The sequence below is a fragment of the Streptomyces sp. GL_148 genome, from assembly GCF_057834205.1.
Genome location: NZ_CM174396.1, coordinates 3349626 through 3362554, shown reverse-complemented (window position 1 = coordinate 3362554; position 12929 = coordinate 3349626). Strand labels below are relative to the sequence as shown.

Below are 12929 nucleotides of genomic sequence, written 5' to 3'. Positions count from 1 at the left end.
GAAAACCATTTCGCAGATCAGGCGTGAAACAAACGTGGACCAGGCGTGGATCACGCGCGGACCACACGCCGGAATCGACGACAGCAGGGAGCGCGAGACGTGCGGCCAGTCGGCAGCAAGTACCTGCTCGAGGAGCCGCTCGGGCGCGGCGCCACGGGCACCGTCTGGCGCGCCCGCCAGCGTGAGGCGGCCGGTGCGGAGGCGGCGGTGGCCGGCCACCCCGGCGAGACCGTGGCCATCAAGGTCCTCAAGGAGGAGCTGGCCCAGGACCCGGACATCGTCATGCGCTTCCTGCGCGAGCGCTCCGTCCTGCTGCGCCTGACCCACCCCAACATCGTCCGCACCCGCGACCTCGTCGTCGAGGGCGATCTCCTCGCCCTCGTCATGGACCTCATCGACGGCCCGGACCTGCACCGCTACCTGCGCGAGAACGGCCCCTTCACCCCGGTCGCCGCGAGCCTGCTCACCGCCCAGATCGCGGACGCGCTCGCCGCCAGCCACGCCGACGGCGTGGTCCACCGCGACCTGAAGCCCGCCAACGTCCTGGTCGACGAGCGCGACGGCCAGATGAAGCCGATGCTCACCGACTTCGGCATCGCGCGCCTGGCCGACTCCCCGGGCCTGACGCGCACGCACGAGTTCGTCGGCACCCCGGCCTACGTCGCCCCCGAGTCCGCCGAGGGCCGCCCGCAGACCTCCGCCGTCGACATCTACGGCGCCGGCATCCTGCTCTACGAGCTCCTCACCGGCCGGCCGCCCTTCGCCGGCGGCACCGCGCTGGAGGTCCTGCACCGCCACCTCAGCGAGGAGCCGCAGCGCCCGCCGAACGTGCCCGAGCCGCTGTGGACGGTCATCGAGCGCTGCATGCGCAAGGAACCGGGCGAGCGCCCGAGCGCGGAGACCCTGGCGCGCGGCCTGCGCGTCGTCGCCTCCGGCATCGGCGTGCACTCCACGGCCGCCGAGGTCGAGGCCGCCCTCGGCGTCGGCGCGCTCCTCGCCCCCGACCCCTCGCCCGCGCCGGTGCCCGAGACCCCGGGCGCCGCGGACGCCACGCAGATGCTGCCCGGCACGGCCGGGGCCTCCCCGATGGGGGCCTACGACCCCAACGCCATGACCAGCGTGATGCCGCCGGTCGGCGCGGCCGACGCCACGTCCGTGCTCCCGAGTACGGGGGCGGCCGGGGCCGACCCGACCTCCGTGATGCCGCCCGTGCAGCGGCCGGACCAGCCTCACCCGTGGCAGTCGCAGATGCAGGCCGCCCGCGACCGCAACGAGCAGACGCAGGTGCACTACCTGGACCCGAGCGAGGACCCCCTGCGCCGCCGGCCGCAGCGCCAGGGCCCGCCGCAGCAGCAGCAGTACCAGCAGCCGCAGCAGTCGCAACGGCCCCAGCAGCAGCCGCAGCGACCGCAGCAGCCGCAGCCGTACCGTCAGGCTCCGCCGCCGCAGCAGTACCAGCAGCCCCAGCAGTACCCGCAGCAGCAGTACGCGCCGCAGCCCCCTCCGCAGCACTACCAGCCGCAGCAGCAGCCCCAGCAGTACCAGCAGCCGCAGGGGCAGCCCCAGTACCGCCAGCCCCAGCAGCAGCCCCAGCAGCAGCCCCCTCAGGGTCCGCCGCCGCGTCAGCAGCCGCCGCAGCGGGAGCCCCGTGAGCCGCGTCGCCGCAGCGCGAACCCGGTGAGGATCCCGGGGCTGGGCTGCCTCAAGGGCTGCCTGGTCATGATCCTGCTGTTCTTCGTCGCGGGCTGGCTGATCTGGGAGTTCACCGGACTCCAGGAGTGGGTCGGCACCGGCCGGGGCTGGTGGGACCAGGTGTGGACCTGGGGCTCGGACGTCGTGGACTGGGTCACCACGATCGGCGACGCCGCGGGCGGTACGGGCTCCTGAGCCTTTCCGCCCCAACCAGGCGCGCTGCACCGGCGCAATCCGCCCGAACCGGGCCTTGTACCGGTGACTTCGTGGATTTGTCGACTTCCAGGACGTGATTTCGCCCGCAGAAGTGAAGGTCGCCGCGATCCGTGGACTCCAACACCCACCTGGCCGCGTAGCTTTGGTGCGTACGCCAGCCGCTGAGGGAGCAGTTGTGGCACGGAAGATCGGCAGCCGGTACACCGCGCACCAGATCCTGGGACGCGGCAGCGCGGGCACGGTGTGGCTGGGCGAGGGGCCTGACGGCCCCGTCGCCGTCAAACTGCTGCGCGAGGACCTCGCGTCCGACCAGGAACTCGTCGGACGGTTCGTCCAGGAGCGCAGCGCGCTCCTGGGCCTGGAACACCCGCACGTCGTCTGCGTCCGCGACCTCGTCGTGGACGGCAACGACCTCGCCCTCGTCATGGACCTCGTCCGCGGTACGGACCTGCGCACGCGGCTCGACCGCGAGCGGCGGCTCGCCCCCGAGGCGGCCGTCGCCATCGTCGCGGACGTCGCCGACGCGCTGGCCGCCGCGCACGCGGCCGGGGTCGTCCACCGGGACGTGAAGCCGGAGAACGTCCTGCTCGACATGCAGGGCCCGCTCGGGCCGGGCGGCGCGCATCCGGCGCTGCTCACCGACTTCGGCGTGGCCAAGCTCATCGACTCGCCGCGGCGGGCCACCGGCGGCCGGGCCTCGGCCCCCACCACCCGGATCATCGGCACGCCCGACTACCTGGCGCCGGAGATCGTGGAGGGGCTGCCGCCGCGCGCGGCGGTGGACATCTACGCCCTGGCGACCGTGCTGTACGAACTCCTCGCCGGTTTCACGCCGTTCGGCGGCGGGCATCCCGGGGCGGTGCTGCGGCGCCACGTGACGGAAACCGTCGTCCCGCTGCCCGGCATCCCCGACGAGCTGTGGCAGCTGATGGTCCAGTGCCTGGCGAAGGCCCCCGCCTCGCGGCTGCGGGCCTCGGAGCTCTCCCTGCGGCTGCGGGACCTGCTGCCGCTGCTGGCGGGGATGCCGCCGCTGGACGTGGACGAACCGGACGAGCCGGAGCAGGCGGAGTTCCCGGAACCGGAGGCGGTCGCCGCCGATCCGGTGCGGCGGCGGGGCGTGGTTCCGCTGGTCCCCGGCTCCTCCACCGACTCCAACCGGGACACCCACACCTCGATGCGGGTGCCGGGGCCGGACGAGCTCGCGGGCGGGGCACTGGGTACCGCCCGTGTGCCGCGGCCCGCCGGCGGGCACCGGCCGGGCTCGGCGCGGCACCGGGCGGAGACCGTCCGCAAGCGGCGGCTCGCGCTGTCCGCGGCCGCGGTCGCCCTGGTCGCGGCCGTCGGTGTCGGCGGCTGGCTGGCCGTCTCCTCCGACTCGGCGCCGCCCCAGGACAGCAAGCAGTCGGGCTCCACGGCCCCGTAGCCGGGGGCGCGGGTGGGTTGCCCTGCGGGGCGAAGTCCCCGACCCGCCCTTCCCCCGTTCCCCGGGCTGCGCCCGGACCCCCTGGGGCTCCGCCCCAGACCCCGCGCCTCAAACGCCGGCGGGGCTGGATTTTCGCCGGCGTCAGCCATATCCAGCCCCGCCGGCGTTTGAGGCGCGGGGGCGCGGGGGCTGGCCCCCGGAACGGCGCCGCACGCGGCAACGGGTCCGGGGCGGAGCTCCGGGGAACGGTGGAAGGGCGGGTAGGGGACAGGCGCCGCGCAGCGGCCCGGGGTCGACCCGCAGGGCTGCGCGCCTACGCCCCAGCCAGCTCGGGGTGCCAGCGCCGCGCCACCGCCGGGTGGGCGCGGACCCAGCCCTTCAGTTCGTTGCGCCCGTACTCCGCGTGCAGCGGGTTCGACGCGTCGTGCGCTATCCCCGGCGCCGCGTCCAGGTAGTCGCCCGGGACCGTCTCGATGACGGCGTCCAGGCGCGGGTTGTAGAAGAACGGCACCGAGAACCGCTCCACGGCCCCCGCCGGGCTCACCACGCGGTGGTCCGTCGCCGTCAGGTACCCCTCCGTAGCGATCTCCAGCAGCTCGCCCAGGTTGACCACGAAGGCCCCCGGCATCGGAGGGACGTCCAGGAAGGCCCCGTCCCGGACCACCTGGAGCCCGCCCACCGAGTCCTGGAGGAGGAGGGTGAGGAAGCCGTAGTCCTTGTGCGCACCGACCCCCTGGTCGGTGCCCGTCGGGGCGGATCCCGGGTAGCGGATCAGCTTCGTGTGCAGGTGGGGCCGGTCCGCGAAGGCCGCGTCGAAGAAGTCCGGCGGGGCGCCGATCGAGGCGAGCAGCTCCTGGAGCAGGCGGTGGGCCACCGCCGCCAGCCGGGACTGCCACTCCAGCACCACGTTCCGCAGTTCCGGCAGCGCCGCGGGCCACTGGTTCGGGCCTTCCAGCCACAGGTACGCCGGGTCGTCCGGTCCGACCTGCGGCGCAGCCCGCTCCGCACCCACGTCGAGCTGGTCGCGCCAGTCGGAGGCGCCGCCGGTCAGCTCGTGCCCGATGCGGGTGTAGCCCCGGAAGTGCGGGGAGTTGAGATTGCTCACGGCCAGCCGGTCCGCCTCCGGGAGGGCGAAGAACTCCCTGGTCAGCTCCAGCATGCGGGCGGTCTCGGCGCCGGTCACCCCGTGCCCGGTGAGGTGCAGGAAGCCGCTGTCCCGGGCGGCCGCGTGCAGCTCCTTGCGGAAGGAATCGCGCAGCGCCGGATCGTCGGCCTGGGAGAGGTCCAGGACCGGGAGCGAGGGCGCCTCGGGCGCAGCTGAGGAGAAAGGAGAAGAAGAAGCAGCAGAAGAAGAAAGGTGCGCGGACGGCATGACGGCTCCGTTTCGGGATGTCACGGGGTCCTGTCCCCAAGGGTGGCGGGGGCCGCGGCTGGGGAGGGCCGCCGGCAGGGTTGGCGCCGGGACCGCGAGACCGCGTACAGGACCAAGTCGGATCGGGGTGGATCAGGCTTGGAGATGGTCCGGCGGCAAACAGCTCGTTGTCGTGACACGCATGTGGTCCACATGGCGGCGCTTGACGAGGAAGACGGTCATAGCGTGAGCGTACGCCCGTACGACCCGCCATTAGTACGGGTGATTCGGCCTGGCCGGAGAGCGCCCCCCGGGGACCGGCTACGCTGGACCCGTGGCAGTCGTCGATGTTTCCGAAGAGCTGAAGTCCCTCTCCTCGACCATGGGGTCGATCGAGGCCGTCCTGGACCTCGACAAGCTGAGGGCAGATATCGCCGTGCTCGAGGAGCAGGCCGCCGCGCCGTCCCTGTGGGACGACCCGGAGGCCGCCCAGAAGATCACGAGCAAGCTTTCGCACCTCCAGGCGGAGGTCCGTAAGACCGAGAACCTGCGCGGGCGCATCGACGACCTCGCGGTGCTGTTCGACCTCGCCCAGGAGATGGACGACGCGGACACCCTCGCCGAGGCGGAGATCGAGCTGGTCTCCGTGCGCAAGGCGCTGGACGAGATGGAGGTCCGCACCCTGCTCTCCGGCGAGTACGCCGAGCGCGAGGCGCTGGTCAACATCCGTGCCGAGGCCGGCGGCGTGGACGCCTCCGACTTCGCCGAGCGCCTCCAGCGGATGTACCTGCGCTGGGCCGAGCGCCACGGCTACCCGACGGAGATCTACGAGACCTCGTACGCGGAAGAGGCCGGCATCAAGTCGACCACCTTCGTGGTCAAGGCTCCGTACGCCTACGGCACGCTCTCCGTCGAGCAGGGCACGCACCGCCTTGTCCGAATCTCGCCCTTCGACAACCAGGGCCGCCGCCAGACCTCCTTCGCGGGCGTCGAGGTGCTGCCGGTCGTCGAGTCCAGCGACCACGTCGAGATCGACGAGGGCGAGCTGCGCGTCGACGTGTACCGCGCCTCCGGCCCCGGCGGCCAGGGCGTCAACACGACCGACTCCGCGGTGCGCATCACGCACCTGCCGACCGGCATCGTGGTCTCCTGCCAGAACGAGCGCTCGCAGATCCAGAACAAGGCCAGCGCGATGAACGTCCTCCAGGCCAAGCTGCTCGAGCGGCGCCGCCAGGAGGAGAAGGACAAGATGGACGCCCTCAAGGACGGCGGAAGCTCCTGGGGCAACCAGATGCGCTCCTACGTCCTGCACCCGTACCAGATGGTCAAGGACCTGCGGACGGAGTTCGAGGTCGGCAACCCGCAGGCGGTGCTCGACGGTGAGATCGACGGCTTCCTGGAGGCCGGGATCCGCTGGCGCAAGCAGCAGGAGCAGACCGCCTAGGCACGCAGCGGGTACGTAGGAAAACGCTGGTCAGAGCAGTCGGAAGGGCCCGGACGCCGTCAAGGTGTCCGGGCCCTTCCGTATGTGCTTCTGTCGCCTGATCGGGACGTGGCGGCTGAGGAACTACGCCGTCTGCTGAGCCACCAGTGCCAGCGCGGCCACCAGGATCACCAGCAGCGCGATGAGCGCCGCCGGGTTGAAACCGCCGGAGAAGGGGTCCTCCTGCTGGAGGCGCCCCCGGTTCGCCCGGCACACTCGGCAGCGGCCCTGGCTGACGGGTCCGGCGCAGTTCGCGCACACGAGCCGGTCATATGTCATGCGCTCCTCCTTTCGTCCCCTCGGTTACAACGGTCGCGGGAACCGGTCCGTTCCCCCTCCCACTGTGCCAGCTTCGATGACATTCGGCGCGGCCCCTCCGGGCAATCGCGGTCGCGCACCTCTCGGACCAGGGGATATATCGGGCAACTCCGGACGCCGGGTCCACACCTCGCGCCTGTTCGCGTATGGTCACGCACACCTACTCCCGGCGACCGTGGTGCACCCGTGATCCGATTCGACAACGTCTCCAAGTCCTACCCGAAGCAGAGCCGCCCCGCACTCAGAGATGTCTCCCTGGACATCGCGAAGGGCGAGTTCGTCTTCCTGGTCGGCTCCTCCGGCTCCGGCAAGTCCACCTTCATGCGGCTCATCCTGCGCGAGGAGCGGGCGAGCCACGGCCAGGTGCACGTCCTGGGCAAGGACCTCGCCAAGCTCTCCAACTGGAAGGTCCCGCAGATGCGGCGCCAGCTGGGGACCGTCTTCCAGGACTTCCGCCTGCTGCCCAACAAGTCGGTGGCCGACAACGTGGCCTTCGCCCAGGAGGTCATCGGCAGACCGCGCGGCGAGATCAAGAAGGCCGTTCCCCAGGTACTGGAACTCGTCGGCCTCGGCGGCAAAGAGGACCGGATGCCCGGCGAGCTCTCGGGCGGTGAGCAGCAGCGCGTGGCCATCGCCCGTGCCTTCGTCAACCGGCCGGCGCTGCTGATCGCGGACGAGCCCACCGGCAACCTGGACCCCCAGACCTCCGTCGGCATCATGAAGCTGCTGGACCGGATCAACCGGACCGGCACCACCGTGATCATGGCGACCCACGACCAGCAGATCGTCGACCAGATGCGCAAGCGCGTCATCGAACTCGAGCAGGGCCGTCTCGTCCGCGACCAGTCGCGCGGCGTCTACGGCTACCAGCACTGAAAGGCTCCTGAGACGCGATGCGCGCCCAGTTCGTCATGTCGGAGATCGGGGTCGGTCTCCGCCGCAATCTGACCATGACCTTCGCGGTCATCATCTCCGTGTCCCTGTCGCTGGCCCTGTTCGGCGGTTCCCTGCTCATGCGCGACCAGGTGAGCAAGATGAAGGGGTACTGGTACGACAAGGCCAACGTCTCCATCTACCTCTGCAACAAGAACGACGCGGAGGCCGAGGGAGGGTCCGCCTGCTCCAAGGGAGCGGTGACCCCGGAGCAGAAGCAGGCCCTGGAGACCGAGCTCAAGGGCATGGACCTCGTCAAGGGCGTCACCTACGAATCCTCCGACGAGGCCTTCAAGCACTATCAGGAGCAGTTCGGCAAGACCGCCCTGGCGGCCTCCATCACCCCGGACCAGATGCAGGAGTCCTTCCGGGTGAAGCTGAAGCAGCCCGAGAAGTACAAGGTCATCACGACCTCCTTCTCCGGCCGTGACGGCGTCCAGTCCGTCGAGGACCAGCGCAGTGTGACGGACAACCTCTTCAAACTCCTCGGCTACCTCAACTGGGCCGCCCTCGGCATCATGCTGATCATGCTGATCGTGGCCCTGCTGCTGATCGTCAACACGGTGCGCGTCTCGGCCTTCAGCCGTCGGCGGGAAACCGGGATCATGCGCCTGGTGGGCGCCTCCAGCTTCTACATCCAGGTGCCGTTCATCATGGAGGCGGCCTTCGCCGGCCTGATCGGCGCACTGCTCGCCTGCGGGATGCTCGGCGCGGGCCAGTACTTCGTGATCGACCACGGCGCCGCGCTGCGCGAGAAGATGGAGCTCATCAACTTCATCGGCTGGGACTCGGTCCTGACCAAGCTGCCGCTGGTCCTGGTCATCGGCGTACTGATGCCCTCGCTCGCCGCCTTCATCGCGTTGCGCAAGTACCTGAAGGTGTGACGAGCGCCCCGCGAGCGGTACGGCCAACCACCCGTGCCGCCGCGGGCCTTGTCCTAGACTCGGCGCCATGCCGGGACTGCCCGCCCTCTGTCTCCGGCCCCGCGACGTCCGTCGCGGGGCCGTTTTGACGCTGGCCTTCCTCGCCGCCGTGGGCGTCGGCGCGTGCACCGGGAGCTGGGACCACTCCGGCCCCGGGCGATCCGCGGACGCCGCCGCCCTGGTGGCGCGTACGGAGCCCTCCGCACCCGGGGCCGTCCCCGGGCCGCGGGCATCGGCGCCGCCGCACCGCGAGGCGGGCACCGCCGACCGGGACGCGGTGGCCCGTGCGGCCGCCGAGGCCGTCGCCGAGGGCAAGTCCGGCAAGTCGGCGGCCCAGGACGTCGTCAGCCGCAGCGGGGACCGCTGGGCCTCGGTGTACGACCAGGGCGAGTACGAGGCCTTCGCCGACGACCTGGACGGCCACTGGACGGGCGTCGGCCTGTGGGCCGGGCGGCTGCGCGACGGCCGCATCGAGATCGACCGGGTCCAGCCCGGCAGCCCCGCGGCGCGGGCCGGGATGCGCGCCGGGGACCGGCTGCTCAGCGTCGACGGGCAGGGCGTGACCGGGCTCAGGGTCGCCGAGGTGGTGGCCCTGCTGCGCGGCGAGGCCGGCACCCCCGTGGTCCTGAAGGTGACCCGCGGCGGGGCCGACCTCACGCAGACCGTGCGGCGCGAGCAGCTGCGCAGCGAGCCGGTGACGGTACGCGAGCTGCCCGGCGGGATCACGGTGATCAAGGTCGCCTCCTTCACCCGGGGTTCCGGCGACCGGGTCCGCTCCGCGGTCCGCGCCGCTCCGCCCGGCGGCGGGGTCATGCTCGACCTGCGCGGCAACACCGGCGGCCTGGTCACCGAGGCGGTGACGGCCGCCTCCGCCTTCCTGGACGGCGGGCTGGTGGCGACGTACGACGTACGCGGAGCGCAGCGCGCCCTCTACGCGACCCCGGGCGGCGATACGGCCCGGCCGCTGGTGGCGCTGATCGACGGCGGCACGATGAGCGCGGCCGAGCTGGTCACCGGCGCCCTCCAGGACCGCGGCCGCGCGGTGGCGGTCGGCACCCGCACCTTCGGCAAGGGCTCGGTGCAGATGCCCACGGAGCTGCCGGACGGATCGGTGGCGGAGCTGACGGTGGGTACGTACCGCACTCCGGCGGGCCGCAGCCTGGACGGCGCGGGCATCACACCGGACCTGGCGGCGGCGGACCGGGTCGAGGAACGGGCCCGCACGGTATTGAGTGGCATCGGGGTGGGTCCGTAGTGCGAAAATGACCGCACTATGGCTAAGGAAACAGGGCGCAAGCTGATCGCCCAGAACAAGAAGGCGCGGCACGACTACACGATCATCGACACCTACGAGTGCGGCCTCGTGCTCACGGGTACCGAGGTCAAGTCCCTGCGTCAGGGCCGTGCCTCGCTGGTGGACGGCTTCGTGTCGATTGAGAGCGGCGAGGCCTGGCTCTACAACGTGCACGTGCCGGAGTACAGCCAGGGCACCTGGACGAACCACAGTGCGCGGCGCAAGCGCAAGCTCCTCCTGCACCGCGAGGAGATCGACAAGCTGGACTCGAAGACGGGGGAGACGGGCAACACGATCGTGCCGCTCGCCCTGTACTTCAAGGACGGCCGGGCGAAGATCGAGATCGCGCTGGCGAAGGGCAAGAAGGAGTACGACAAGCGGCAGTCGCTGCGCGAGAAGCAGGACACGCGCGAGACGAACCGGGTGATCTCGGCCGTGAAGCGCAAGGAGCGCGGCCAGCTTTAACCTCCTGGCACACCGTGGTCCACTTCGCGTACCATGGCGTCAGCACCACACGCTTGCGGGTGGCGCCGGTCGAGCAGGACGCATGGAGAGCGCCGGCTGGATCTCATAACTGAACAGCGTGAAACATGGGGATGATCGGTTTCGACAGCGGATGTCGATGTAGGGGAAGCGAGCCGAGAAAGCGGCAATGATCTCGTTAACCATATGTCGCAAACAATAATCGCCAACTCCAAGAGCGATAACTCCCGCTTCACCCTCGCTGCCTAATAACAGTGAGCTGAAGCCTCTGTGAGGAGCGTCAGCCCGGAAGTGGTCCCGGTCCGGATCCTGGCGTCAATTAGGGATCTAAACCTCTAACTCCGGTCACGGGGGATAGAGGGAAATCAAACAGTGACTGAGCCCGTCGGAGACTTGTCCGTGTGATCTCCGGGGCTGAGAAAAGCGCAGCGGAATGCGCTCGGAGAAGCCCTACTTCTGCACCGTTGGACGCGGGTTCGATTCCCGCCATCTCCACAACCCCATGTTGAGCAAAGACCCTCTGACCTGCGAGCACATCGCCAGGGCGGGGGGTCTTTCTCATGTCGGGGATTCAGAGGTCGAGCATGAGTCGCAAGTAGAGGCGGACCTCGTTGCGTTCCTTGTCGCTGACGATGCCGACGGGGGTGCGGCCGACGAGTCGTTGCTCGGAGATGGAGCGGATGTCGTCGGTGCGGGCCCAGCTCGGCCGGTCGAGACCGGATTCGGGTGAGTTGATGGGTACGTGGTGGTCCAGGCCCCGGGTCTTGGTGGTGAGCGGCACGATGATCGTCATGGGGATCGGGAAGGCCGCGTGAGTGGGGGAGGCGACGACGAGGACCGGGCGGCGGCCTGCCTGTTCGCTGCCGATTACGGGGGAGAGATCGGCGAACCAGACCTGCCAGGGACGTGCGAGACGACTCACTTGCCGGCCTCCCAGGAGTCGCCGGAGAGGCCGTCGCCTGCGAGACCGTCCCACTCGCCCAACTCGGCCATGTAGTCCGACCATGTGTCCGGGTCGGCCTGGAGGCGGGTGTACTGGTCGAGGATGCGCTGGCGGCGGTGGTCGTCGAGGAGGCGTTCCAGGGCGGAAGCCATCGTCCCGCCTATTTCGGCTGCCACCTCGCTGATCCTGTCGCGGAGGTCTACGGGGACTTTCATGGTGGTGATCGCTGTGGCCATACGCGCAGCATACCTGGGAGGTATCCCTAAAGGTATCCCGTCAAGGGTCCCTTGTTGGGATCCGCCCGCCCTCGCCCAGACGGTCGCTGACGGTACGGCCTATCGTGCCGAGCTCGTGCCCCAAGCTCGTACCGTTGCTGTCGTGCTCAGGAGCAGGGCCAGCAGCGCCGCCGCCGCCGGGAGGGCGTACGGGGCCGTCGTGCCCCAGTGGTCGATCGCGGAGCCGGCCGTCGCCGAGCCCGCCGCGATGCCTGCGAAGAGGGCGGTGACGGCGAGGGTCATGCCCTCGTTGAGGCGGCCCGGCGGGGTCATCGCGTGGACCCGGGACATCGCGGTGACCATGACCGGGGCCGTGGCCATGCCGGCCAGCAGCAGGGCCAGGGCCAGCGGGAGCAGGGAGCCGGTGGCGGCCGCCGCCCAGGGCAGTGCCATGGCGGCGGCCAGGACGCCGAGGCAGGCCGGGAGCGTGCGCGGGCGCAGGGTGCCGTAGAGCAGGCCGGCCGCGAAGGAGCCGGCCGCCTGGAGGGCGAGGACCGGGCCCGACAGCGCGCCGAGGCCGTGGGCGCCGAGGTGGGCGATGGAAGTGATCTCCATGGAGCCGAACATCGCGCCGAGGGCGAGGAAGAGCGGCAGCATCCCTCCCAGGGCGCGGAGCGGGGACGGCCCCCGGACCGCGGGCGCCGACGGGGGCTCGGTGGCGCGGTGGGCCGTGAAGACCAGCATCCCGGTGAGGAGCAGTACGGCCCCGGTGAGCGTGCCCGCCTCCGGGAAGGCGGCGGTGCACAGGAAGGCGGCGGCCACCGGCCCGAGCATGTACGCCAGTTCGTCCGCGGCCTGCTCGAAGGACATCGCGGTGTGCCGGGAGGCCGGGTCGTCCCGCAGCAGGTGGGTCCAGCGGGCGCGGGACATGCCGCCGATGTTGGGGGTGGTCGCGGTGGCGGCGTAGGAGGCGAAGAGGGTCCACGCGGGGGCCCCGGTACGGACGCACGCGATCAGGGAGAGCGAGCCGAGGACCGCGATCAGGGCGGCGGGCACGGCGACCCGGGCCTGCCCGTGCCGGTCGACCAGCCGGGCCGTCCAGGGCGCCACGAGGGCGGTGGCGGCCAGGCCCACCGCCACGATCGCGCCGGCGAGGGCGTAGGAGCCGCGCTGCCCGGCGATCATCATGACGGCGCTGACTCCGAACATGCCCATGGGGAGCCGGGCGATGAGGTTCCCGGCGGTGAACCCGCGGGTGCCGGGGAGCGCGAAGAGCCGGCGGTACGGGCCCGGCGCGCGGGTCGGCTGCGCCGCGCGGGCCGGGTGCTCCTGCCGCGCCGGGGCGGCGGCGAGCACCAGTGTGGCGCCGGAGACGGCCATGAGCGGGCCGCGCGCGGCGGGCGCGGCGCGGCGCGCGCCGCCGCCGGACCGGGCAGACGACGGGGTGCCCGCGACGGGGACGGCGGACGGAACGGCAGACGGCGGGGCGGCGACGGCCGGGCCGGCGGACGGGGTGGCGGCGGCCGGGCCGGCGGACGGGGTGGCGGCGACCGGGCCGGCGGACGGCGGGGTGGTGGGCATGGGTCAAGGCTCGGGCCGGGGGCCGTCGGCGGTCCAACACCTGTTCGGGGGTGATTCACCGCTCCGTGTTGTTA

General features: G+C 71.5%; 12 protein-coding genes and 1 other RNA gene. 8 read left to right on the top strand and 5 right to left on the bottom strand.

The window, feature by feature from the left end; genetic code table 11:
* Positions 1–99: 99 nt before the first annotated feature.
* Positions 100–1887, top strand: a complete 1788-nt coding sequence (locus tag AC3IYI_RS15335) for a serine/threonine-protein kinase (RefSeq protein ID WP_489410704.1) — start codon at positions 100–102, stop codon at positions 1885–1887.
* 196 nt (positions 1888–2083) lie between these two features.
* A complete protein-coding gene (locus AC3IYI_RS15330) occupies positions 2084–3331 on the top strand; it encodes a serine/threonine-protein kinase (RefSeq protein ID WP_489410703.1) in 1248 nt (415 codons plus the stop codon).
* A 313-nt stretch (positions 3332–3644) separates the two neighbouring features.
* Here AC3IYI_RS15330 and AC3IYI_RS15325 read toward each other — a convergent pair whose 3' ends face one another.
* Entirely contained in the window at positions 3645–4703 is a 1059-nt protein-coding gene (locus AC3IYI_RS15325) for an isopenicillin N synthase family dioxygenase (protein ID WP_489410702.1), read from the bottom strand.
* A 313-nt stretch (positions 4704–5016) separates the two neighbouring features.
* Here AC3IYI_RS15325 and prfB point away from each other — a divergent pair, with 313 nt between their 5' ends.
* Positions 5017–6126: a peptide chain release factor 2 gene (gene prfB, locus AC3IYI_RS15320; protein WP_243337363.1), complete on the top strand. Its 1110-nt coding sequence runs from the start codon at positions 5017–5019 to the stop codon at positions 6124–6126.
* A gap of 123 nt (positions 6127–6249) precedes the next feature.
* Here prfB and AC3IYI_RS15315 read toward each other — a convergent pair whose 3' ends face one another.
* Complete coding sequence (locus AC3IYI_RS15315) at positions 6250–6444, bottom strand: hypothetical protein (RefSeq protein WP_489410701.1); 195 nt, start codon at positions 6442–6444, stop codon at positions 6250–6252.
* Between the two features lie 225 nt (positions 6445–6669).
* On the opposite strand from AC3IYI_RS15315, the gene ftsE reads away from it, so the two are divergent.
* The 5 genes from ftsE to ssrA all read left to right on the top strand — a co-directional run bounded on the left by ftsE (position 6670) and on the right by ssrA (position 10614).
* Positions 6670–7359, top strand: coding sequence for a cell division ATP-binding protein FtsE (gene ftsE, locus AC3IYI_RS15310; RefSeq protein ID WP_243337359.1), 690 nt, complete (start codon positions 6670–6672; stop codon positions 7357–7359).
* Between the two features lie 17 nt (positions 7360–7376).
* Positions 7377–8300, top strand: coding sequence for a permease-like cell division protein FtsX (gene ftsX, locus AC3IYI_RS15305; protein ID WP_489410700.1), 924 nt, complete (start codon positions 7377–7379; stop codon positions 8298–8300).
* A 67-nt stretch (positions 8301–8367) separates the two neighbouring features.
* A complete protein-coding gene (locus tag AC3IYI_RS15300; protein ID WP_489410699.1) occupies positions 8368–9594 on the top strand; it encodes a S41 family peptidase in 1227 nt (408 codons plus the stop codon).
* 18 nt (positions 9595–9612) lie between these two features.
* On the top strand, positions 9613–10098 hold the full coding sequence (gene smpB / locus AC3IYI_RS15295) for an SsrA-binding protein SmpB (protein WP_489410698.1): 486 nt from the start codon (positions 9613–9615) through the stop codon (positions 10096–10098).
* Between the two features lie 127 nt (positions 10099–10225).
* Positions 10226–10614: a transfer-messenger RNA gene (ssrA, locus tag AC3IYI_RS15290) on the top strand.
* A 73-nt stretch (positions 10615–10687) separates the two neighbouring features.
* On the opposite strand, the gene AC3IYI_RS15285 is transcribed toward ssrA, so the two are convergent.
* The 3 genes from AC3IYI_RS15285 to AC3IYI_RS15275 form a co-directional block, all read right to left on the bottom strand.
* Positions 10688–11038, bottom strand: a complete 351-nt coding sequence (locus AC3IYI_RS15285; protein WP_489410697.1) for a type II toxin-antitoxin system PemK/MazF family toxin — start codon at positions 11036–11038, stop codon at positions 10688–10690.
* On the bottom strand, positions 11035–11295 hold the full coding sequence (locus tag AC3IYI_RS15280) for a hypothetical protein (RefSeq protein ID WP_489410696.1): 261 nt from the start codon (positions 11293–11295) through the stop codon (positions 11035–11037). The genes AC3IYI_RS15285 and AC3IYI_RS15280 overlap by 4 nt, the downstream gene beginning before the upstream one ends.
* A 99-nt stretch (positions 11296–11394) precedes the next feature.
* A complete protein-coding gene (locus AC3IYI_RS15275) occupies positions 11395–12654 on the bottom strand; it encodes an MFS transporter (RefSeq protein WP_489411539.1) in 1260 nt (419 codons plus the stop codon).
* Positions 12655–12929 lie beyond the last annotated feature (275 nt).

Excerpts from the sequence above, each read along its gene's own strand:
- AC3IYI_RS15325 (WP_489410702.1), bottom strand. The coding sequence starts at position 4,703 with ATGCCGTCCGCGCACCTTTCTTCTTCTGCTGCTTCTTCTTCTCCTTTC.
- AC3IYI_RS15315 (WP_489410701.1), bottom strand. The coding sequence starts at position 6,444 with ATGACATATGACCGGCTCGTGTGCGCGAACTGCGCCGGACCCGTCAGC.
- AC3IYI_RS15275 (WP_489411539.1), bottom strand. The coding sequence starts at position 12,654 with ATGGCCGTCTCCGGCGCCACACTGGTGCTCGCCGCCGCCCCGGCGCGG.
- AC3IYI_RS15300 (WP_489410699.1), top strand. The coding sequence starts at position 8,368 with ATGCCGGGACTGCCCGCCCTCTGTCTCCGGCCCCGCGACGTCCGTCGC.
- smpB (WP_489410698.1), top strand. The coding sequence starts at position 9,613 with ATGGCTAAGGAAACAGGGCGCAAGCTGATCGCCCAGAACAAGAAGGCG.
- ftsX (WP_489410700.1), top strand. The coding sequence starts at position 7,377 with ATGCGCGCCCAGTTCGTCATGTCGGAGATCGGGGTCGGTCTCCGCCGC.
- AC3IYI_RS15280 (WP_489410696.1), bottom strand. The coding sequence starts at position 11,295 with ATGGCCACAGCGATCACCACCATGAAAGTCCCCGTAGACCTCCGCGAC.